This window comes from Vibrio sp. J2-4 (genome assembly GCF_021728155.1).
Classification (GTDB): Bacteria; Pseudomonadota; Gammaproteobacteria; order Enterobacterales; family Vibrionaceae; genus Vibrio; species Vibrio diabolicus.
Genome location: NZ_JAKKCN010000002.1, coordinates 926,275 through 948,071, shown reverse-complemented (window position 1 = coordinate 948,071; position 21,797 = coordinate 926,275). Strand labels below are relative to the sequence as shown.

Sequence of the window (21,797 nt, the reverse complement as noted above, 5' to 3'; positions counted from 1 at the left end):
GTTGTAACCAATATTGCTGAAAGGTATAAATGTTAGCACACCCCTTCGATTAACATGGATGAAGATTATGTTTGAAAAAGTAGTTGCCGCTCCGGCTGACCCTATTCTTGGCCTTACTGAAGAGTTTAAAAAAGATGCTCGCGCAGACAAAATTAACCTTGGCGTAGGTATTTACAAAAACGAGCAAGGCGAAACTCCCGTTCTTGCAACAGTAAAGAAAGCTGAAGCAGCGCTTGTTGAAACTGAAAAAACCAAATCTTACCTAACTATCGAAGGCACAGCTGAGTACGGCATTGCCGTACAAAAACTGCTTTTCGGCTCTGATGCAGAAATTGTAAACGAAAAACGCGCTAAAACAGCTCAAGCTCCAGGTGGTACTGGTGCATTACGTGTTGCTGGTGAGTTCATTAAACGCCAACTTGGCGATGTAAAAATCTGGATCAGCAATCCTACTTGGGCAAACCACAACGGCGTATTTACTGCCGCTGGTATCGAAACGGCACAATACAGCTACTACAACGCTGAAACAAAAGACAAAGACTTCGATGCAATGCTAAACGATCTGCAATCTGCGTCTGAAGGTGACATCGTGCTTCTACACGGCTGCTGCCACAACCCTACAGGTATCGACCCAACTGCTGAAGAATGGGAAACATTGGCGAAACTAGTCGCAGAGAAGAAATTGCTTCCTCTATTTGACTTCGCATACCAAGGCTTTGCTAAAGGCGTGGAAGAGGATGCGGCGGGTCTTCGTACTTTTGCTAAGTACAACAAAGAAATCCTAGTCGCGAGCTCGTTCTCGAAAAACTTTGGCCTTTACAACGAACGCGTTGGTGCCTTCACGTTAGTAGCGGAATCAGAAGAAGTCGCAACAACCGCATTTTCGCAAGTTAAAGCCATTATTCGCTCTATCTACTCTAACCCACCTGCGCACGGCAGCGCTGTCGTGACTCACATTCTTGGCAACGCCGAAATGCGTGCGGAATGGGAAGCTGAAGTAGCGGAAATGCGTGACCGTATCCAAGAGATGCGTGAACTATTTGTAGCGACACTAAAATCAGAAGGTGTGGACGCAGACTTTAGCTTCATCGAACGTCAAAATGGTATGTTCTCTTTCTCTGGCCTATCTAAAGAGCAAGTAAACCGTCTGAAAGAAGAGTTCGGTATTTACATCGTCGGTTCAGGCCGAATCAGTGTTGCTGGTATGACGAAGTCAAATATGGGTCCTCTATGTAAAGGCATTGCAGCGGTTTTATAATCGATAGTCGCATACTTTATTAAAAGGAAAGGTCAGCATAAGCTGACCTTTTTTATTTATTGCCAGTAAATGAACCTGTCCGCTAATAGACAAACTTCAAACTCAGCCCCACTTCATTGACATAATCAGAGCTCTCACCGCTGTAATCGGTATCTCTAAACTGATAAAAAAGACCAGTACCAATAACATCATGCCATTGGTAGTTAAAACCTATCTTAAAATTGTTCTCATCGACGATATCACTGCGGTTAACTTCCACCTCGGCCGTCGCAATAAGTTTTTCACTGAATAAGTAATTCACCCCAACGGTGACGGCTTGAAGCAATTCGCTATCTGAAGATAACGTATTATCCGTTTTGTCGTCCGTCGCTTTCGCTTTGATTGCACCTATTCCATATTTACCGTAGATATCGAATTGATCCGTAATCCCATAACGATAACCACCACCAAACAACAAACGGTCAATGCGAAGAGTAAAGTCGTCCGGATGGAAAAACTGCGCCGAGTAATCGACATTAAACAACCAGTTCTCAGTAAATAAGTAATTACCACCGAGTCCAATTGTGGTCGCGTTCGAATTATCTAACCACTCTTCATTTGTGGTTCCGGCACCCACATCCAAGTGAATGTGTTCATACCCAAATTTTTCTGCTTGGTCCATGACCGCCGCGCTAGTTACTGCTGGCAAAGCAGCTAAAGACGCAAGCAATAAACTTCTCACCATTCGACTTCCTTTCATGAGAATTATTTAAACACTGCCCCCAAATCACCTTGAGTGGCTTAGTTCAACAAAAATAACTTAGTTTACAGACGCGGTAACGATTTGAAATCTGCTATGCCTCTAAATCAAGCATTGGCCCAAAATATATCGACCACGTCCGCTCACCTTTTAAGTGACTATATAGTAGTAGAAATGCCGATTCCTTATCGTGCGATATGTCAGAATCTTATGACTGAGTACGAAAATCACGGTTCAGATAAGACTCTGTTTTAAAACTAAGTTAAGATTACTTTATTATTTGCGAACTAAAAGGCACCTTCGATGGATGCAGAACTTCTCGAGATTTATAACTTTCTCGCCAAGTACCCCCCGTTCAATGAACTCCCTGAAGAAACACTAAACAAGGTGACAGAGAGTGTCGAGATCTCGTACTACCGAGAAGATACCCCAATCATCCATTTTGGAGACTATATCCAAGATCTCTACGTGGTGCGAAGCGGGGTCGTAGAAGTTTATCGACGCAAAGGTGAGCTGTATAACCGCCTTGACGAAGGTGACCTATTTGGCCAGATGGGAATGCTAACCAACAACAAAGTACGCTTTCCGGTAAAAGCCATTGAAGATACTCTGCTCTACTGTATTCCTGGTGACGTTTTCCAAGAAATATACGACAACTTTGATTCCTTTGCAGACTTTGTCGAAGTGGAAAATAGTGCTCGTTTACGCCAAGCCATTTCAGAAAACAAAGATGCCAATGACCTGACGACATCGAAAGTGAAAACCTTGCTGACTGGCGATGCTCATACGATTGATCGAGGACAGACAATCCAGCAAGCCGCGCAGCAGATGGCGAATGACAACGTATCTGCTCTACTTATCGTCGATCCAGATTTCGTTCGTGACGAAGATGACCCACAATCTCCGGTACTTGGTATTATTACTGACCGTGACTTGTGTACCCGTGTGTTGGCCGAAGGCTTGTCTCCACAGGACGATGTATCAAGTGTGATGACCACTGAAGTCATGTCTCTTGATCACAATGCCTACATCTATGAAGCAATGTTAACCATGCTGCGTTACAACGTGCACCATCTGCCTGTGGTTAAAAACCAATTGCCTATTGGTATTATCGAAACAACCGACATTGTTCGTTATGAATCACAAAACTCGCTCTTATTGGTGAGCAGCATTTTCCAACAACAGACCATCGAAGATTTGGCAGTTGTTGCTGAAGAAGTAAAAAGCAGCTTTGTACGCCTAGTCAACGAAGATGCCAACTCACACATGGTGGGCAGTGCGATGTCCGTGATTGGTCGAAGCTTCAAACAGCGTCTGTTAGAAATGGCCGAAGAAGAACTTGGCCCACCACCAATTCCTTATTGTTTCCTTGCACTTGGCTCAATGGGACGTGATGAGCAACTGTTGGTGACTGACCAAGATAACGCCATCATTCTAGATGAGAACTACCAAGAAGAGAAACATGGCAAGTACTTCGAAGCTTTAGCGAAATACGTCAGTGATGGATTAGATGCCTGTGGCTACAAGTATTGTACGGGCGATATTATGGCAACCAACCCATTATGGCGCATGACTCGTTCAGAGTGGGAAGAGTGCTTCGCTGACTGGATTGATAACCCGAACCCGAAAGCGCTACTCAACGCGTCCATCTTTTTCGATTTGGATGGCGTTTACGGTCGCTTAAAATGGGCAGAACAATTAACCAGCTTTATTGTTCGTCGTGCGCGTAAAAACAATCGCTTCTTAGCCTGTCTGGCTCGCAACGCACTTAACCGAACGCCGCCACTTGGCTTCTTTAAAGACTTTGTGATGGAGAAAGATGGCAGACACAACAACTCCATCAACCTCAAACGTCGTGGTACGGCTCCTCTGGTCGACTTAATTCGCGTTCACTCTCTGGCGGTTGGCTCACGCGCACAGAACTCGTTTGAGCGTCTCGACGACATCATTGATGCTGGCATTTTGCCAAAAGGTCGTGCACAAGACTTAAAAGACGCACTAGAGTTTATTTCCATGGTGCGTATTCGTCACCAAGCGACGGACGTGGAATTAGGCATTGACCCAGATAACAATATCGAACCAGAAAATCTCTCTGAATTTGAACGTCGCAACCTAAAAGATGCTTTCCAAATCCTAAGCAATGGTCAGAACTTCCTTAAGTTCCGCTACCAAGCGAATAAGAGCTTTAAGTGAGGTTGAACATGATCAAAAAGCTCTTTCAGAAGCCAACCATTCAGTGGCCAACGAAATTTGAACAAAAGTTGGAGATGGCTAAAGATGAGAATTTAATTGCGTTTTATAGCAATAAACCACCGGCACCAGAGACCCCCCTGTCTGAGGTGGAGTTCGTCGCGCTAGATTTCGAAACGACGGGGGTGAACCCCGAAAAACATGACATCATTACCATTGGTTTAGTGCCGTTTAACTTGAAACGTATTTTCTTGCGCAATTCGCGTCATTGGAAAGTTCGCCCGCAGCGAGCACTCGATGAAGACTCGGTAATCATACATGGTATTACTCACAGTGAATTGATCGATGCACCTGACTTGGGCGACATCTTAAGCGAGCTACTACCATGCTTAAGCGGAAAAATCATTGTTGTGCATTATCGTCGTATCGAGAGAGAATTTCTGGATAAAGCACTCAAAAGCCGTTTAGGGGAAGGAATTGAGTTTCCAGTGATAGATACGCTGCATCTTGAAGAAACCATTCAACAGAAACGCTCTGGCTCACTCTGGGAGCGTTTAAAAGGGAAAAAGCCAGAATCGGTTCGGCTAGCGCAATCTCGACGCCGTTATGGTCTGCCAGACTATACCCCTCACCATGCATTAACCGATGCAATTGCTACGGCAGAACTGCTACAAGCGCAAATCGCCCATCATTATAGCGAAGAGCAACCGATCAGTGAGTTCTGGCTATAACGTCTTGCTAGCTTAATAAGCGATCAAAAAAGGAGCCAAATGGCTCCTTTTTATTTAGGTCGGTATCCGATTACAGCTTAAAGCGTTGAATCTCTTGCTCTAATTCGTGTGAAAGCTCAGATAGGTGGGCAGCTTGTTCTGCTGCTTGATGAGCTTCTACCGACAGCTCGTTAGAAACGTCACGAATGCCTTCAGTATTACGCGTGATCTCGGTTGTTACCGATGCTTGCTCTTCTGCCGCCGATGCAATCTGCGTTGCCATGTCACTGATGCGCTCAACAGCAGTATGGATTTGCGTCAAGCTCGCTGCAGCCGCGTTTGCATCATCAACACTGGTGTCAGCCAGACGACGGCTATCACCCATGATGCCAACCGCTTTCGCTGTTGTGCCCTGTAACATCTCGATAGTTTCTTGAATCTCTTGCGTTGAAGCATGAGTGCGTTGGCTCAATACGCGAACTTCATCCGCAACCACAGCAAAGCCACGGCCTTGTTCACCTGCACGTGCCGCTTCAATTGCCGCGTTAAGTGCAAGTAGGTTAGTTTGCTCAGCAATACCTTGAATCGTTGATAGAATCGTATTGATGCTATTTCCGTGTGCTTCTAGCTCTTGAATCACATCAGTGGCAACTTGAACTTCTTGCGCCAAGTTCTGGATAGAACCTTGCGTCTGAGTCACTTGGCTAGAACCGTGTGAACAAGCTTGAACCGCTTCCTCTGAGTTACTTGCCGTGCTATCTGCATTACCTGCAATTTCTTGTGTCGCTGCTGCCATTTCGTTCACAGCCGTCGCAACCATGTTGATCTCATCTTGCTGGTAAGAGATACGCTGACTGCGCTCTTCAGCTTGCTGTGCCGTCGTGCGTGCTTGCTCTGAAAGCGCAGATGATACGTGGCTAAGCTTGGTCACCATCGTGTGCATGTTGCCAACAAAGCGGTTGAAGTTTTCAGCCAGTTTACCTACTTCATCATCACTGCGTGGTTCTAGTCGTTGCGTTAAGTCACCTTCACCAGATGCAATTTCCTCAAGTGCATTTGATACGCGGCTCAAGTCACGGAACAAGAAACCAACCAACCAAGATACCGCAAGAATAACCACAATGGTGATCATCACAGCAGTGATCAATAGGTCACGTAGCAATACCGCATGCCCTGCTTCTTCCGTTGCGCGATCCATTTCAATCGCGAACATCCAATGCGTGCCAGGTACTTTATTAAAGTAGTAAAGCTTCTCTTTGCCTTTGATTACCGTATCTTCGATACGACCTTCATCTGCAGCGCGCTCGATTGCATCTTCTGAAAAGTCTTTTAGAACACTGGTGATAGGCTTAAGCGTTAAGCTTTTATCTGGATGCGCTAGGAACGTACCTTCGTTCATATCGATTAACATCGCATGCGCATTTTCACCTGCATCTAGGTTAATCACGTCGCTGATAAGCTGATCGATCAGTACATCTGCACCAACAACACCAACAAACTGACCATTTTTCATTACTGGCTCAGCAATGGTTACAAGCAGCGCGTTAGTGATTGCATCTTGATATGCAGCTGTGATGATCTGCTTACCTGCGGCGTTAGCATCTTTGTACCAAGGACGAGTACGAGGGTCGTAATCAGCACGGTTACGCTCAGGGTGAGAGCGATACATATCACCGTTTGGTGTACCAAGGAAGATGTCATCAAAGCCACCAGCCTTGCGAGCTTGTTGTAGGAAAGGGACAACGTCTTGCTCTGTCGAGTAGTCGTTGAATGCGGTAGCAATATCTTTACGGATATTGACCCAATCAGAAATTCCTTCTGACGCAGTAGTACTTAGACTTTGCGCACGTGAATAGACACCTGAACGAGTCTGATCAAATAATTGACCAGCCGACAACCAAGTAAGTGCTGTTGCCATCACAACAACAGCAGAAAGGCTTGCGCCAATAAGCTTTTGTTTTAATGATAATTTCATATTTATAGTTTTTGAGTTGGGAGAACAGTTAAGGTGTGTGAATATTACACACTTTTTCACGACTATTCACTAATTTTTAAAAAACAAAATAGCACATTAACTCTTTGTAAAATATGAACTTTCATGTGTCATTTTTTTGTCTCACCGTCATAAAAACCGCACAAAAAAAGCCAGCAAAATGCTGGCCTTTTGATTACTTGTTACTCAGACAGATTTATAAAATGCCTGAGTTATTGACGTTCTGTTCTCATACCCATCAATAAGCTCACACACATTGCAAGCAGAATGAAGGTAAACGGTAGTGCTGTAGAAATTGCACCTGCCTGAAGCGCTTGAACTGCTTCTGAGCCACCAATCCACAGTAGAGCAACCGCAATTGCACCTTCCATAAATGCCCAGAAAACACGTTGAAGTACAGGAGCGTCGACTTTACCGCCCGCTGTGATGCTGTCGATAACAAGTGAACCAGAGTCAGAAGACGTGATGAAGAACACAAGTACCAACACAACAGCAATGATTGAAAGCATGCTACCAAATGGAAGAACATCGAACATTTGGAACATAGCAAGTGAAACGTCAGTCAAACCATTCGTGCCCAACTCACCTACTTTATCAACAACTTGCTCGATCGCTAGACCACCAAATACTGACATCCAAACAACAGTAACAGCGGTTGGAACCAATAGAACGGCTGTAATGAATTCGCGAACGGTACGACCGCGAGAAACACGCGCAATGAACATACCTACGAATGGTGACCATGAAATCCACCAAGCCCAGTAGAATACTGTCCAGCCTTGGAACCATGCCTCATCTGTACGACCAAACGGGTTACTTAGCGGAATAATATTCTCTACGTATGCCATAAGTGTGGTTGGAATCGAGCCTAAACTCGCAGCCCAACCGATAAGACCAACAAGAATCAGTAGCAAGAACGCCACAACCATGTTGATGTTACTAATGACTTTAACGCCACCATCAATACCACGTACGACTGAAACAACAGCAAGCAAAGTTACAACGGTAATGACGACGATTTGTAGGCCCAGTCCTGGCTCAACACCAAATACGTGATGAATACCACTTGCCGCTTGTTGTGCACCTAAGCCCAGTGACGTTGCAAGACCAAACAGGGTCGCAAGAACGGCCAAGATATCCACGATATGACCAGCCCAGCCCCACGCGCGATCACCCAGAAGCGGGTAGAAGATCGAGCGCATAGAAAGCGGTAAACCTTTGTTGTAGGCAAAGAATGCTAAAGAAAGTGCTACAACACCGTAAATTGCCCATGGGTGAAGACCCCAGTGGAACATCGTCGCACCCAGTGCCAATCTCGCTGCTTCTGGTGTGTTTGCTTCAACACCGAGTGGCGTTTCATACCAACCAGTGAAGTAAGCGACAGGTTCTGCGACACTCCAGAACATTAAACCGATACCCATACCAGCCGCAAATAGCATTGCAAGCCATGACATGAACGAGTAATCGGCAACAGCGTCTTTACCACCTAGGCGGATTTTACCCATTGGCGAAACGATAAGTGCCAAACAGAAAATAACGAAAATATTACCTGCAATAATGAACAACCAATCGAATGAACCAATGATCTTCCATTTCAGCCCATCAAGTGCCGTCTTTGCGGTATGTGCATCTAGAACTAATGCAGCGACAAGAAACAGCGCAATTAAACCTGCACTAATACCAAAAACTGGGTTATGAACATCAAAACCCCATTTTTGAACGTTGTCTTGACCTACCGTATAGTCGGTACTATCGATACTGTACTTATCTATACCCTTTGTCATCGTTCCTCTCTATTTTTGTACTGTTTTTACGTACCAAACAAAAAAATCTTTCGAACACGATACGTTTTACATTCCGTGAAGGCGCAAGATCCTATCATTTGACACGTTTTTGTCTATCTTTTTGCTATGAAAAAATCCAATAACTTACTTTTCACTCAGCAATTTCCGCCTTTAAAAGGATAAACCACTAGCGCAATAGTTAGACCACAAACATTTATTGCTATAATAATTTTAGGTCTTCTTATTTTGTCTACACGACGCGACAAAATGAAATTGGAGACACTACTTAAAATTGTAGTGGTAATTTTTGATTCCACCCCTTTAAATAAGGGCGCATTTAAGTTAGTGTCGCCTCGATAAATGTTCCCTACAGACTGGATGAATAAATTGGAAAAGTACGAAGAAGTATTGGTCTCGATTCGTCAGATCATCCGCGCTATTGATTTACATTCTAAAAAGCTGAGCAAAGAGTCTGGATTGACCGCTCCACAGTTGATTTTGATGCGTGCTATCAATGAGTTAGATAACGTAACGATTAAACAGTTGTCTAGCCACACTAACATGAGCCAAGCGACCGCAACGACCATTCTAGATAGACTAGAACGAGGCCAGTTTGTTGAGCGTCAACGCAGTGTTCAAGACAAACGTAAAGTGCATGCTGTACTTACCAGCAAAGGCCAAGAAGCCCTAAAGCAAGCACCAACGCCATTGCAGGAACACTTCATTAATCGATTCCAAAAATTGGAAGAATGGGAGCAGTCTCTGCTGCTATCTTCCGTTCAACGCATCTCAACAATGATGAATGCAGAGGATATCGATGTCGCTCCAATGCTAGAGCTTGGCAGCATTACAAAAGTCGATTAATTTCGCTCTAACGTGCTCGCTTTTTGCGGGCACTACTCTCCTACTCCGTTAACCCTGTTTCAAACGCATATTTCGCTAGCTCCGCCGTCGAATGTAAATCCAACTTGTGCTTAATGTTGTGGCGATGCGTCTCTACCGTTCGGTAGCTAATGTTAAGTAGTGTGGCGATTTTCTTACTGCTGTTTCCTTGAGCGACTAATTTAAGCACCGCTTCTTCCCTGCGGCTAAGTGGATTCGTTTTTTGAGTGGCTGGCACCACCTCTTGGGTAAAAAGCGTTTGTGTGACAGACTCGCAGAAATACGTTGAACCTTGATTCACCGTTTTTATTGCTTGCACCATTTTCTCGGCCGAGATTTCCTTGAGCATGTACCCTACTGCGCCAGCTTGCATGACCTTCATGATGTATTCACGGTTATCGTGCATGGTCAGCATAAGTATTTTGCTTTCTGGTCGCTCTTCTTTAATTACCCCTGTCGCTTCAATACCGTTCATTATCGGCATGCTAATGTCCATCAAGATGACATCAGGCTGAAGGTGCTTTGCGACTTCAATCGCTTCCAGCCCATTGCTTGCTGTACCGACCACTTCAATATCAGGCTCTAACTCCAAGCGAGCCATGAAGCCATCTAAGACCACTTGATGATCATCAACAATCACCACACTAATCGGTTTATCCATAAACTAATTCATCCAAATTAAGCAGCACGGTAATCTCTGTTCCTAAACCAAGCTCACTCATCAGTTCAAACTCACCACCAATGAACTCTACACGCTCTTGCATGTTCCTTAACCCAATCCCTTGTTGGTGCACTGCTTGGTTAACCACAAAGCCAACACCGTCGTCACGTATGAGTAATTGCAGCATATTGCCCATTTTTTGCAAAGTAACCGTCACTTTTTTCGCTCTTGCGTGTTTTTCGATGTTGTTCAAAGACTCTTGAGCAACACGATACAAGGTCGTCGCGACTTCCGACGTCAGTTTGTACTGCTGAGTATCAAAATTACTTTCTATATCAATCCCAGAGTGAGAGTGAAAGTCTTGCAGTAAAGTGGTCAGTGCCGCCTCTAAGCCGATATCATCAAGGGCGCTAGGGCGAAGTTGATGAGAAATATGCCTTACTTCATTTATCGCGGTGACCAATGAGCGTTGCGATTTGTCTAAGTGGGATTTGAGTTTTTCGTCTTCCAGTCTATGACTCATTAAATCCAAATGACATTTACTAGAAACTAACAACTGGTTGATTCCATCATGCAACTCTCTCGCTAGATGCTTTTTCTCATCCTCTTGAAACATGACGGTTTTATGTGCCAACTCTTTAAGGTTTTTATCGGCAAGACGGTGTTCATGCAAATTGATCGCTAAAGTGAGAACGATAATTACAGCAACGGTCACCGCTAAGATCACGACTACCGAGAAAAAAGTCGTTTCGATATTTTTGTTCACCGCAGCACGCATATTGGCAACTTCTTGACTGACGTCCTCAATATAGAGCCCTGTCCCTATCATCCATTCCCACTTATCGAGCCATGCGGCGTAGCTAAGCTTTGGGACGACTTCACCCGTAGATGGCTTTTGCCACAGGTACTGATGAAATCCACCACCTGATTGAGCTTGATACAACAAAGCTTCGATTAGACGATCGCCATTCTCGTCTTCAAGATAGAGTAAGTTCTCCCCGACTAGCTCTGGGAGAACAGGATGTACAAGGTTGGTACCATATTTATCGTAAGCGAAAAAGTAGCCGTCTGCTCCGTAGCTTAAACGGTTTAAAATCGCTTTCACGCGTGTTTTAGCAACGCTCTCTTCTAAGGTTGGATCGTTGTAGATATAAGAAATGGAGTCAAAGGCGACGTCGACCGTATCTTTCAACGCCGCCTCTTTTGATTGGATCAGGTTTTGATGAAAGATCTCTACCTCTCTTTTGCCAAGAGTCTTGGTTTGATAGATAGAAATCCAACTGATACTCGCTGACACCAATACCACGGGTATCAATGTCAGCAGAATTAACTTTGCTTTGAGAGGCATCCCTTTCCTCCATGAAACGCTGCTTTACAGCTCACTATCTTAGCAGCACAAATAACTCGACTTCGTCCGCCTAGACATAAATAGCAGCTTAACAACTTGCCTCAAAAGGTAAAAACTCTCAGTTCACAAAATCTCTTTTATTATCGAGTGTTCAACTCATGCCATAAAAGCCAGGGAAGAACAGCAAAGAAGCCAACACGACAATTTGAATCGCGATAAACGGCATCACACCTTTGTAAATATCTCGCGTAGTGACACCTGCAGGTGCGACGCCTTTTAGATAGAACAAACTAAAACCAAATGGCGGTGTTAGGAATGATGTCTGTAAGTTCATTGCGATAAGAATCGCAAACCACGTCATGTTGATACCCATCAACTCAGCGACCGGCGCAATAATTGGCACGATGATAAAGCAGATTTCAACGAAATCGATAAAGAAGCCTAAAATCAGAATCACCACCATGGTAATGATGAGGAAGCCCCACTTTTCTCCAGGCAGTTCTAGCATCCACTCTTCGACTAGATAATCACCGCCAGTGTAGGTAAATGCCATTGAGAAGGCGGTTGCCCCTAGCAAAATAGCAAAGACCATTGCGGTTACTTTAACGGTTTCTTTCGATGCATCATAAATCATCGACCAACTAAACTGCTTATACAGTAACGACAGAACTATCGCACCAGCGCCGCCCAGAGCCGCTGACTCTGTTGGCGTTGCAATCCCAGCAAAGATGGAGCCCAATACCACAATGATCAGTGCTAGTGGCGGTAAAACGGCTTTCAGCGCGGTGAACACTTCTTGCTTTCGACTAATCGACTCATCGCGCTCTATCGCCAGTGCGGCTTGAGGATTCAACTTCGCGTAAATAAGAATGTAGATAACATAGGCGCCGACGAGCGTGATACCGGGCCAGATTGCAGCTTGGAATAAGTCTCCGACCGGAACGCCGAGTACATCCCCTAACAAGATCAATACGATAGAAGGCGGGATAATTTGTCCCAAGGTACCAGACGCACAAATAGTCCCACACGCCAAGCCTTTGTCGTAATTGTATTTAAGCATCACAGGGAGTGAGATCAGCCCCATCGCAACAACCGATGCGCCGACTACGCCCGTTGACGCGGCAAGTAGTGCGCCAACTAATACTGTCGAAATAGCAATACCACCACGGACGCCGCCAAACAGACGTCCCATCGACTCAAGCAGTTGCTCTGCAAGCTTCGTCTTCTGAAGTACTAGTCCCATGAAGACAAACAATGGTACGGCCATTAGCACCGTATTTTCCATAATGGATTGAATACGATATGGCATGAAAGCAAACATCTCGATGCCTTCAGCCCAAACACCAAAAATCAGTGCAATACCGCCAAAAGTAAAGGCAACGGGGAATCCCAATAAAAGCGCAAAGAGCGCGACAAAAAACATCACTATACCGATCATAATGACTTCCTTTTACGACTTACCGTTATTACCGGCATAGATAAGATGAGGGTTAACAATCTTGTTGATCGAATGCAGCAGCAGTCCAATGCCACTAACTGCCATAAAGAAAAATGACAGCGGAATCATCGCTTTGATGATCCAACGATATGGCAATCCGCCTGGATCACCAGACGTCTCGCCTAGCGCGTAACTTTCTTTGGCGAAATCGATACCAAACCAAGCCACCAGTAGGCAAAAAGGGAATAAGAAAAATAGCGTGCCTATGATGTCGATGATGGATTGTGCTTTGTAAGATAAGCGTTCATAAAAAATGTCAACGCGAACATGGCCACCAGACTTAATCGCGTAAGGCACACCAAGCAGAAATACGGCGGAGAATAGATGCCATTCCATTTCTTGGAATGCAATGGATACATCGTTGAATACATATCGCATCACAACGTCGTAAACCACATTCACCAACAATAAAATAAACAGGATGCTGGACAACCATCCGAGGAAATCGCTAAAGCGGTTAAATAATCGCTCAATATAAATAAGACTTCTCATTCCGAACTCCGTGGAACGTTTGGATACGCTCCGCTATGGTGCGGAGCATTCATTATGAAGTTTTCTTGGGCTTCGTTCGCAGGCTAAACCTCTCGGCGTCGCCTGCGTCATAACGTTATTGTTGAGCTTGACTGTTTAAGTAAGCTCGGTGTGAAATGTCTGACCAAGGTCGAACTTGATTCATGTAGTTCGCTTGCGACTCTTGAATCTCTTTCGCCAAAGCATCTTTTTCTGCGTGCTCTTTCAACAAACGATCGTTTGCTTCTCGCAACGCAGCTACTACTTCAGGCGGGAAGTCTTTGACTTCAACATTTGGGTATTCAGATTTGATAGATGCCCAGTTTTTGCCACTTTCGTGTTTCGATTGCGTGTACATATCGTAAGCGGCGGTTTTCATTGCTACTTGTAAAATCGCTTTTAGATCATCAGGTAGACGGTTCCAAGTACGCTTATTAACAAGGAACTGAAGCTCAGTTGCTGGCTCATGCCAACCTGTGTAGTAGTATGGCGCGATTTTGTGGAAGCCCATGCGCAAGTCCAATGATGGACCAACCCACTCCAAGGCATCAATTGTGCGACGCTCTAGAGAGGTATATAGCTCACCAGGGGCGATATTCGTTGGTTTTGCACCTAACTCTGCCAAAATCTCACCAGCAAAACCTGGGATACGCATTTTCAAACCCTGCAAATCCTCGACGGACTTGATCTCTTTCTGGAACCACCCGCCCATCTGAGTATCGGTATTACCGCCAGGGAAAGACATCAAATTATGTGGAGAGTACACCTTCTCCATCAGCTCCATACCACCGCCGTAGTAAAACCACGCATACTGCTCAGTTGGTAACATACCGAAAGGCATAGAAGTGAAGTAAAGTGTGTTTGGAACCTTGCCCTTCCAGTAGTAAGACGCCGAGTGGCCCATGTCGTATTGACCAGACTTAACCATATCAAACACCCCAAAAGGCGCTTTGTGCTTGTTTGCGGAATCAATACGGATTTGCAGACGCCCGTTGGACATCTCCTCTGCCATTTTTGCCATGTTTTTTGTCGCATCACCAAAAATAGGGAAGTTAGGTCCCCAAGTTTCAGCAAGCTTTAAACGATAGACTTTTTCAGCAGCATTTGCAGAAGTCACAACGAATGTCATCGCGGCAACGACAGCGGTTGTTTTGAGCACTCGTTTTAAAGATTTTTGGATTAGACTCATCGTTCACGTCCTTTATCACCAAGGTTATTGTTGTCATCCATTTCATTAGGATTGGCTGTATTCGGTATAAAAGATGTAACAATGTTGTCGAATGCGAAATGGGCATGAACACGGAAGCGAGTAATTCATCAATAAGACATTAGCCTTAGGTATTACGTATAACTACGTAGGACAGCTGTTATGCGACAAGTTTAACTATCATAAAATTAATGAGTTACTTTTCCTGTAACGAGGCAAAAAGAAAAATGATACGTACGTACTTCTCTGCCAAAAAATTTACATAGTATTTAAGAAAATGTGACAAAGCACTTATTGGCAGCGTTAAAATCAATTCCTAATAGATTATTTTCAATACGAAGATAAAAAAATACCCCGGCATTGGCCGAGGTATTCAAGCTAGAACGGTAGCGGTAATTAAACTGCTTTGTAGATAACTTTGTTACCTGCTAACTGCTCTTTTTGAACTAGGTTTTCTTCAAGAAGCTTCTTCAGTGCGCCAGTAGCCCATGATGCCGCTTTAGTATCTTCTTGACCTGCAGCTAGACCAATGCCTTTAGGATTGATACCTTCAGCATTTGCTACAACGATGTCTAATACTTGTTGTTGCTTAGGAGTAAGGGCAACATCAACTGTTTTCACTGCAGCTACTTTTTTCTCAGCTACTACTTTCTCCGCAACAGCTTTTTCAGCAACAGAAGGTGCTACTGCTTTTTCGGCAACAGGCTTCACTGCTTTAGGTGCTGCAGCTAAGTTTGCTACTGTCGCTTTAATGCGTTTTTGCAGTTTCATCTGCACTTTACGCTTATGAGCAAGTCTCATTGAATATTTCTCCAGTTCACTGCATCTCAGCAGGGATGAAAATTTGAAGCGCGTTTTATACCAAAATTCACAAGCAATTTGTAGGTTTTAGCGGCGAAACGCGATGAAAAATGCGCTCAAAGCATAGAACGTCTACTATTTAATCAGATATTTTATGAACGGATTTATTGAATACTGGGTATAAAAACAGAGGTTTCTTTTATTTCAAATGCAAGTCAATGCATATTTAGTCATCCACGCATTTTTGATCAAGTATTCGATGAGGTTATAAGCATGGAAACGCTGCACCTAACAAATTCACATTTCAAACCCGACTCCCCTATCAACAGAATACTTTTGTTGCTCGTTGCACTGATAACCCTGTTTTTGGTTGTCATTTCTCCGGGATGGAAGCAAGCCATGTTGTCGGTCATTTTGATGTCTGCAATTGTTGGTTTCGCCATCTTGATGATCAAAAAAAGCCAAGTCACTTTTACGCTGACAGCTTCTCACTTCCAACAACATCTTTTTAAAGGCGGATGGGTCGTCCGATGGCGAAATATTGAGTCAATAGGGATTTGTAGCTACCAGCAGGAAGGGTGGCATCAGCCGCTACCTTGGATTGGTATTCGTCTAAAACACTACTCACCTTATTTGGATTCGATCTGCCCTCGTATAGCGACAGAAATTCTCCTTAGCCAACGCGCACTACTTTATTTAGGTGCGAAGCAGAATCAGTGTGAAGAAAAGTTTGAAGATATGGTGCTTGATCCTAAGCCATACATAAACAGCAACGGGGTTGAGTATAAAGGCTTACTGGCGATGCTCGCCAACCGTATGAAATATCAAAGAGGATTTTACGGCTACGATCTGTTTATATCAGCCAGTGACCTAGATCGTGAAGCAGAGGATTTTGTGGGACTGACTCGGCGATACTTAGCTGCCGCCGAGCCAGAATAATGCTTACTACACGCGCTTTTAGTAAAGCGGCATCTCGTCAGCAACGAACGGGTTAGTTTTACGTTCGTGACCGAAAGTCGATTGAGGGCCGTGACCAGGGACAAACGTGACATCATTGCCTAAAGGCCACAATTTCTCTTTGATAGAGCTAATCAAGGTATTGAAATCACCTTGTGGGAAGTCAGTTCGGCCAATGCTACCGTTAAACAATACGTCGCCCACAAACGCCAATCGCGCTTCTTCACTATAAAGAACAACGTGACCAGGGGTATGACCTGGTGTGTGGAATACCTTTAATACTTGATTACCAAATGTGACAGTGTCACCCTCATTTAACCATTGATGCGGTTCAAAGGCTTCAGTCAATGGGAAACCAAACATTTGGCTTTGCCCTTCTAGACCTTGTAGCCAAAAATTATCCGCTTTATGAGGGCCAATGATCTCAGTACCACCAAGCATTGCAGCCAGCGGCTCTGTTCCGCCAACATGATCTAGGTGACCATGGGTTAGCACCAAGTTGACGATCTCGATGCCAAGCTCTTTAATGAGCATAGCAAGTTGCTTTTCGTCACCGCCTGGGTCAATAACGATGCCTTTCATCGTTTCATCACACCACACGATAGAACAGTTTTGAGAAAAAGATGTCACTGGGACAACTTGGTATTTCAGAGCCATAGAAAACCTATTACCAAACAAATTTGCGTTAAAACTGGCGCAACTATGACACTAACCCCATGCGACTTCAAGACCTGCTGAGGCTTGCTATTGACTTACCAAGAACGCACAGCACCTGTGTCGATATGGACAAAGTTACTACTTGGATAATACCCAACACCACCAGCTTTCAAGCTAATTGCTGCATCGCGTACAGTAGACAATTTCACTCCATCAAGACGGAAGTCTATGGCCTTACCTTCCATATGAAGACTTTTCTTTGCCACTCCGCTAGCCCCTTTGCGCAGGGACGCATTGGTCAAAGGCGAACGGTAACCAGAAATTACAATGACTTCTGCATCTGTACCGATCAGCTTTTGAATCTGGCTGATTTGATCGAACAAGCGTCGATCCATCGGATGAACTTCGTTTCTACGGTGATCACGACAAAACTCATTCAGCTTTTCTAGTTCATCATCAAGATAGCGTTTACCATCGAAATAGCATGTTTCGAGGAGCTCTCCAGTATTAAGGTTGTTCATCGCCAACTCACGTGGCTCGTCAGGGAATGAAGCCCATGAAATCGATGGCAAGGCAGATGCCAATACCACGCCACCAGCGGTCATTTTAAGGAAATCTCGGCGGGAAAAATTACGACTTACCATTTCAAAAAACAATGCTCAACAACTAAACAAGTCGCGGACATTACCCAAACACCTTTGTCACGTCAAATGCATAAATCGCTCCACCCTAATTTTAAGATGTGGTGATTGACGCTTAATTATTGAGCAAACAGAAGATTCTTAGTTTTGTAAATTTTACTTAAAGATTTCAACTACGGTGATCGTATTTATAGATATCATCTCGGTAGTAAAGTGTTCCCTCTTCTAGCCATGCGGTTTGATAAATAATGTGCACTTGGATGCGTTCTCCTAAAGGAACCGACGTGTTAGAGCGACGCGTACTTTCCCGTTTTTTCGCTAAGCGCTCTTCTAGTCCCTGAGTTTTGAATAAGAGCTCCGCCAGCTGGTCAGCATGCTCAACGCGGACACACCCGGAACTGAATGCACGTCTATCTCGTTCGAACAAGTTTTTACTTGGCGTATCATGCAAATAGATAGCTTGGGGGTTTGGCATATTAAACTTATACAATCCCAATGCATTGTGTAATCCCGATGCCTGTCGCATACGATAAGGAAATGTTCTCGGATTCACCGTCGCCCAATTGATGGTTGTAGGGTCAATAATTTCGTTTGACGTCCAAGACCGGATGATTTGAATGTTATGGTTAATCAAATACATCGGATTACGTTTCACTTTAGGAATGATGTCTTTCACCATTATGGTCCATGGCACATTCCATGTGGGGTTGAGAATGACGGAGTCAAGAGTTCCCGACATGATTGGTGTTTTTCTTGAGGCTCTGCCAACCACAACTTTAGACTCGAACAGCGGTTGACCATCGTGCCAATACGTTACTTCGTATCCAGGTACATTTACAAAGACAACATTATCTCTGTCTTTGGACCAAATCCTTGAACGTTCTGAGTTCAGCGCCAATAGATGCAATCGTTCTTGAGGAGAAAAGTTGATCCACCGAATGGTATTCGGGCCAATCACCCCATCCTCTTTCAAGCCATGAATACGCTGAAACTCTTTCACCGCTAACTCTAATTCTTCATCATACTGTTGGGTCGTGATATCTAAATACGATACATCCACACCAACCACTTCCATACGCTCAATCAGAAGCGGTTTATTTTCTAATTGGTCACCGACACGGGCAAGTCCCGCTTGTTCATAGATTGGATATTGATACTGAGCGTGCTCGGATAAAGAGGAGTAAGCGGAATAAAAAGCTTCGTCCGTTTGTAAAGGAGAGCGAAGGCTTGCTAAGAATTGACTAAGTTTGCCAACCGTAATTTCGTTACTCAGTACGGACAAAGTATCGATGCTAGGAGCAGGTAAAATCACGTGGGCTTTGTTAGCAAATAACCAGTTGATACCTTCTTCAGGGAGCTGCTCGAGATAGCTGAGATACATCAACAGTGAATCTGTCATCACCAAATCAAAGTCGAGGTTATCTCCCTGCCATCGAACTTGGTTTATACGATGGAGTTGATTCTCGAATTCGTCCGTGACGCCAGCAAGAGCAACCAAGTTTACTTGAAAAAGAAACTGCTCAATATCGCTTTCATTTTCCCAGTTCAAACGGTAATTGGTACTTTGATAAAGCTGGTCAATCACCTCTGGATAATGGATCATTTTTTCGACAGACAGCTTTTGTACCGCTCCCTCTTGCTCTGTTTGTGCAGAAGCTTCGAGAGAAACGACGGTAGAAAAGCTGAAAAACGGCACCATAAGTGCCGTCATGATTAAAACCCTAGCAAACACTGAAACGATCCTTGCGCTACTTGCCATAATGAAAAGTATGGCAAATATCTCACAGCTTGCAGGTTTAAAATTAAGAATCTGATGTCGAAATTAACATCAAGTTTCTTTATCTACTTGGGTTCAAACAATCTTTGACCAATGGTTATCCCATTGAACACCACTAAAAGAAGCGCTTTTATGTGTCGTTGGCCTTTGCTCAATCACTTTGCCAGCACCAGAGCTGACCCTGAATTCCTTTCCATATGTCACCACTCCCGATGCATCTGGCAAAGCACTTAACTCAACCAACTTCCCTGTAGCTTTGGACCATATCCCATAACAACTGCCCGGAGGAGAAGTCGCAAGGATCCATTCATCCGTCGCCGCGATACTCGCGACATAGTGATTAAATCTCGCCCACTCTTCGGGTTCCGCATGCAAAGATTGCATCACACCTCCACGAATGTGCATCGCAAGCAACGCTGGGTATTCATCCGGCTCTCCACGATATTGCTGACCACACAGTACCGTCTCTGCACCATCATGCGCTAAATGACGGATGCTCAACTTATGATCTGGTAAAGAGACTTGATCCAACAGCTCACCTTCTTGTGAAAGGTAACTCAGACTTGGTCTCATGCTATCAAGATTGAGCGGTTCACGGCCGTTGGTGTGTACGCCACCGACGCCAATCGCTAATGCGCCATCAGGCATCATGATCACTTCATGAGGGCCAAGGCCAAAACCCGTTAACTCATCGATCTTTTGATATTGCTTTTGCACATCATAAACACCGATGATCCCACGGCTTGTGCCCCTTTCTCCTTCTGTCGCAAATAGCAACGTGCCGTCACGGGAGTAAACACCATGACCATAGAAATGGCGATCCGGTTTTGCTAGCTGCAGCTTGATCATCTGCTCAGAGCGATAATCAAACACCATGAAGAAAGTTCCTGGTCGACGACCAAAGACCACAGCGTGACCTTGTGGGTTGGTCGCCACACCATGACCACGCTCAGGAATCGGCAACGAAGATAGCGGCATACCATGCTCATCGGCCACTACCGCTGCGTATTTATCTCGGCCGATGATTGAGCAGCCAATCAACGCTGGTTGACGTGAACGTGTTGAAGCACAACCAAATGGCATCATAGGTGCGGCCGCACCAAAGAGTGCGGCTTTCAGTAAGGTTCGGCGGGTTTGATCAGTCACCATCGGTTGCATTAAATCCTATAACCACGCCAAGCTCGATCGCCACCTCTTCATGGATCAAGTACTTCAATTGCTCTAGCTTATTGTATTGAGCGATTACCATGCGGTAGCCTTCTTTACTTTGTAAAGCCGTGAACAAACTCTTATCTTCCGGCCATGTTTCCAACGCCATTTCAAACTGGTGAACAACACGGTCTGCGAGACCTGCATGGCCTTGCTCTCTTAGTAGAGTATCTAGACCATTACCGTTGGCAAGATACAGCGCTTCCATTGCTTCAAGGTTTGCTTTTAAGTTTGAAAGCGACGTCTCTGAACGCCAAGATTCAGAAAAGTAAGGACGAGGCTGACCAATTTTAGCTAACGGTCTGCTCAGCTTTTTCATGCTGTAGTCAAGCTGATTAGAGAGCAGCGAAATGTATTCGGATTTCCATTCCGTCATCTCTAACGACTTCCAAGGATTTTGTGCCCAAGAATCTGCGATGATCTGCGCTTTGTTCTCTAGGTTTTCAGCAATTGCAACACCTGTCGCACAGGTATTGCTGTTGCTAGATAAGGTCGACGCTTTATCGTAAAGCAGCCATTCTAGTGCACCTAGGCCTTGTACAGTAACACTTTGCGTGGAGATCTTTTCCGCACTCCAAACTTGGTCAGATTTCGTCAGCACAGACATTTTTCGGCCAGTGGTGTTCTTTTTATCTGGCCAAAACTGGACATTCCAACTTTGCTCCAACGCCGTAGCAGGGCCACGCTCTTGACCTTGTAATGCCATCCACGTCAGCATAGTTTGGTGCCATTGCTGTTTTACTTGCGCATCATCTTTCGTCTCTGATGAGCAGTAATCCGCGAAGCTTTGTTCAAGTTCTGTGGTTTGCGCTAAAAACGTCTGCGCAGATTGAAACTCAACTTCGTAGACCGCTTGAGAAATATGACTTGTACTCTCAGGCTTAGCAGAGCTTGAACCGACTGTCGATTGGCAACCAACCAAACTTAACGTTGCGGCAATCGCACTCATTAACAGTGTTTTTTTCATGGTTGCTT

At 44.6% G+C, this 21,797-nt stretch carries 19 protein-coding genes; 5 read left to right on the top strand and 14 right to left on the bottom strand.

Translation table 11 applies throughout. The features are described 5' to 3' along the window. Positions 1-67 precede the first annotated feature (67 nt). Complete coding sequence (locus L3V32_RS09720; protein WP_150919038.1) at positions 68-1,258, top strand: amino acid aminotransferase; 1,191 nt, start codon at positions 68-70, stop codon at positions 1,256-1,258. A gap of 82 nt (positions 1,259-1,340) precedes the next feature. On the opposite strand, the gene L3V32_RS09715 is transcribed toward L3V32_RS09720, so the two are convergent. Beyond that, on the bottom strand, positions 1,341-1,982 hold the full coding sequence (locus L3V32_RS09715) for an outer membrane beta-barrel protein (RefSeq protein ID WP_046876189.1): 642 nt from the start codon (positions 1,980-1,982) through the stop codon (positions 1,341-1,343). 318 nt (positions 1,983-2,300) lie between these two features. Here L3V32_RS09715 and L3V32_RS09710 point away from each other — a divergent pair, with 318 nt between their 5' ends. After that, positions 2,301-4,190, top strand: coding sequence for a DUF294 nucleotidyltransferase-like domain-containing protein (locus tag L3V32_RS09710; protein ID WP_237284188.1), 1,890 nt, complete (start codon positions 2,301-2,303; stop codon positions 4,188-4,190). An 8-nt stretch (positions 4,191-4,198) separates the two neighbouring features. Next, positions 4,199-4,918, top strand: a complete 720-nt coding sequence (locus L3V32_RS09705; RefSeq protein ID WP_237284187.1) for a 3'-5' exonuclease — start codon at positions 4,199-4,201, stop codon at positions 4,916-4,918. 70 nt (positions 4,919-4,988) lie between these two features. Here the strand turns inward: L3V32_RS09705 and L3V32_RS09700 are convergent, their stop codons facing one another. Next, a complete protein-coding gene (locus L3V32_RS09700; protein ID WP_114323220.1) occupies positions 4,989-6,872 on the bottom strand; it encodes a methyl-accepting chemotaxis protein in 1,884 nt (627 codons plus the stop codon). A gap of 230 nt (positions 6,873-7,102) precedes the next feature. Further along, entirely contained in the window at positions 7,103-8,674 is a 1,572-nt protein-coding gene (locus tag L3V32_RS09695) for a BCCT family transporter (protein WP_005394723.1), read from the bottom strand. Positions 8,675-9,061: 387 nt separating this feature from the next. Between L3V32_RS09695 and L3V32_RS09690 the strand changes: the two genes are divergently transcribed. Beyond that, a complete protein-coding gene (locus L3V32_RS09690; RefSeq protein ID WP_031780419.1) occupies positions 9,062-9,538 on the top strand; it encodes a MarR family winged helix-turn-helix transcriptional regulator in 477 nt (158 codons plus the stop codon). A 40-nt stretch (positions 9,539-9,578) separates the two neighbouring features. On the opposite strand, the gene L3V32_RS09685 is transcribed toward L3V32_RS09690, so the two are convergent. From L3V32_RS09685 to L3V32_RS09660, 6 genes are all read right to left on the bottom strand, one after another. Continuing rightward, complete coding sequence (locus tag L3V32_RS09685; RefSeq protein WP_005394727.1) at positions 9,579-10,217, bottom strand: response regulator transcription factor; 639 nt, start codon at positions 10,215-10,217, stop codon at positions 9,579-9,581. Further along, entirely contained in the window at positions 10,210-11,565 is a 1,356-nt protein-coding gene (locus L3V32_RS09680) for a cache domain-containing protein (RefSeq protein ID WP_005394729.1), read from the bottom strand. The genes L3V32_RS09685 and L3V32_RS09680 overlap by 8 nt, the downstream gene beginning before the upstream one ends. A 151-nt stretch (positions 11,566-11,716) precedes the next feature. Continuing rightward, positions 11,717-13,003, bottom strand: coding sequence for a TRAP transporter large permease subunit (locus tag L3V32_RS09675; protein ID WP_237284186.1), 1,287 nt, complete (start codon positions 13,001-13,003; stop codon positions 11,717-11,719). A 12-nt stretch (positions 13,004-13,015) separates the two neighbouring features. After that, a complete protein-coding gene (locus L3V32_RS09670) occupies positions 13,016-13,555 on the bottom strand; it encodes a TRAP transporter small permease subunit (protein WP_012841642.1) in 540 nt (179 codons plus the stop codon). 115 nt (positions 13,556-13,670) lie between these two features. Further along, positions 13,671-14,762 (bottom strand): TRAP transporter substrate-binding protein, encoded by a 1,092-nt coding sequence (locus L3V32_RS09665; protein ID WP_005394734.1) that lies wholly within the window; start codon positions 14,760-14,762, stop codon positions 13,671-13,673. A gap of 414 nt (positions 14,763-15,176) precedes the next feature. Next, positions 15,177-15,581: a hypothetical protein gene (locus L3V32_RS09660; protein WP_005394736.1), complete on the bottom strand. Its 405-nt coding sequence runs from the start codon at positions 15,579-15,581 to the stop codon at positions 15,177-15,179. Between the two features lie 273 nt (positions 15,582-15,854). Between L3V32_RS09660 and L3V32_RS09655 the strand changes: the two genes are divergently transcribed. Continuing rightward, positions 15,855-16,520, top strand: coding sequence for a DUF2982 domain-containing protein (locus L3V32_RS09655; protein WP_048625698.1), 666 nt, complete (start codon positions 15,855-15,857; stop codon positions 16,518-16,520). Positions 16,521-16,538: 18 nt separating this feature from the next. Here L3V32_RS09655 and L3V32_RS09650 read toward each other — a convergent pair whose 3' ends face one another. From L3V32_RS09650 to L3V32_RS09630, 5 genes are all read right to left on the bottom strand, one after another. Then, positions 16,539-17,195, bottom strand: coding sequence for an MBL fold metallo-hydrolase (locus L3V32_RS09650; RefSeq protein ID WP_048625699.1), 657 nt, complete (start codon positions 17,193-17,195; stop codon positions 16,539-16,541). A gap of 95 nt (positions 17,196-17,290) precedes the next feature. Next, the gene (locus L3V32_RS09645; protein WP_074191505.1) at positions 17,291-17,839 is read right to left on the bottom strand and encodes a DUF882 domain-containing protein; all 549 of its coding nucleotides are present in this window, start codon (positions 17,837-17,839) and stop codon (positions 17,291-17,293) included. 166 nt (positions 17,840-18,005) lie between these two features. Beyond that, positions 18,006-19,547 carry a murein L,D-transpeptidase gene (locus tag L3V32_RS09640; RefSeq protein ID WP_225462154.1) on the bottom strand — a complete coding sequence of 514 codons (1,542 nt, stop codon included), beginning with the start codon at positions 19,545-19,547 and terminating at the stop codon, positions 18,006-18,008. Between the two features lie 141 nt (positions 19,548-19,688). Further along, positions 19,689-20,771, bottom strand: a complete 1,083-nt coding sequence (locus tag L3V32_RS09635; RefSeq protein ID WP_225462155.1) for a DUF1513 domain-containing protein — start codon at positions 20,769-20,771, stop codon at positions 19,689-19,691. Beyond that, positions 20,752-21,789, bottom strand: coding sequence for an imelysin family protein (locus L3V32_RS09630; protein ID WP_237284185.1), 1,038 nt, complete (start codon positions 21,787-21,789; stop codon positions 20,752-20,754). The genes L3V32_RS09635 and L3V32_RS09630 overlap by 20 nt, the downstream gene beginning before the upstream one ends. Positions 21,790-21,797: the final 8 nt, after the last annotated feature.

What these genes read in the sequence shown, in the direction of transcription:
- L3V32_RS09660 (WP_005394736.1), bottom strand. Translation starts at nt 15,581, where the DNA reads ATGAGACTTGCTCATAAGCGTAAAGTGCAGATGAAACTGCAAAAACGC.
- L3V32_RS09680 (WP_005394729.1), bottom strand. Translation starts at nt 11,565, where the DNA reads ATGCCTCTCAAAGCAAAGTTAATTCTGCTGACATTGATACCCGTGGTA.
- L3V32_RS09715 (WP_046876189.1), bottom strand. Translation starts at nt 1,982, where the DNA reads ATGGTGAGAAGTTTATTGCTTGCGTCTTTAGCTGCTTTGCCAGCAGTA.
- L3V32_RS09640 (WP_225462154.1), bottom strand. Translation starts at nt 19,547, where the DNA reads ATGACGGCACTTATGGTGCCGTTTTTCAGCTTTTCTACCGTCGTTTCT.
- L3V32_RS09630 (WP_237284185.1), bottom strand. Translation starts at nt 21,789, where the DNA reads ATGAAAAAAACACTGTTAATGAGTGCGATTGCCGCAACGTTAAGTTTG.
- L3V32_RS09635 (WP_225462155.1), bottom strand. Translation starts at nt 20,771, where the DNA reads ATGCAACCGATGGTGACTGATCAAACCCGCCGAACCTTACTGAAAGCC.
- L3V32_RS09710 (WP_237284188.1), top strand. Translation starts at nt 2,301, where the DNA reads ATGGATGCAGAACTTCTCGAGATTTATAACTTTCTCGCCAAGTACCCC.
- L3V32_RS09655 (WP_048625698.1), top strand. Translation starts at nt 15,855, where the DNA reads ATGGAAACGCTGCACCTAACAAATTCACATTTCAAACCCGACTCCCCT.
- L3V32_RS09720 (WP_150919038.1), top strand. Translation starts at nt 68, where the DNA reads ATGTTTGAAAAAGTAGTTGCCGCTCCGGCTGACCCTATTCTTGGCCTT.
- L3V32_RS09650 (WP_048625699.1), bottom strand. Translation starts at nt 17,195, where the DNA reads ATGGCTCTGAAATACCAAGTTGTCCCAGTGACATCTTTTTCTCAAAAC.
- L3V32_RS09665 (WP_005394734.1), bottom strand. Translation starts at nt 14,762, where the DNA reads ATGAGTCTAATCCAAAAATCTTTAAAACGAGTGCTCAAAACAACCGCT.
- L3V32_RS09670 (WP_012841642.1), bottom strand. Translation starts at nt 13,555, where the DNA reads ATGAGAAGTCTTATTTATATTGAGCGATTATTTAACCGCTTTAGCGAT.
- L3V32_RS09645 (WP_074191505.1), bottom strand. Translation starts at nt 17,839, where the DNA reads ATGGTAAGTCGTAATTTTTCCCGCCGAGATTTCCTTAAAATGACCGCT.
- L3V32_RS09700 (WP_114323220.1), bottom strand. Translation starts at nt 6,872, where the DNA reads ATGAAATTATCATTAAAACAAAAGCTTATTGGCGCAAGCCTTTCTGCT.
- L3V32_RS09695 (WP_005394723.1), bottom strand. Translation starts at nt 8,674, where the DNA reads ATGACAAAGGGTATAGATAAGTACAGTATCGATAGTACCGACTATACG.
- L3V32_RS09685 (WP_005394727.1), bottom strand. Translation starts at nt 10,217, where the DNA reads ATGGATAAACCGATTAGTGTGGTGATTGTTGATGATCATCAAGTGGTC.
- L3V32_RS09675 (WP_237284186.1), bottom strand. Translation starts at nt 13,003, where the DNA reads ATGATCGGTATAGTGATGTTTTTTGTCGCGCTCTTTGCGCTTTTATTG.
- L3V32_RS09705 (WP_237284187.1), top strand. Translation starts at nt 4,199, where the DNA reads ATGATCAAAAAGCTCTTTCAGAAGCCAACCATTCAGTGGCCAACGAAA.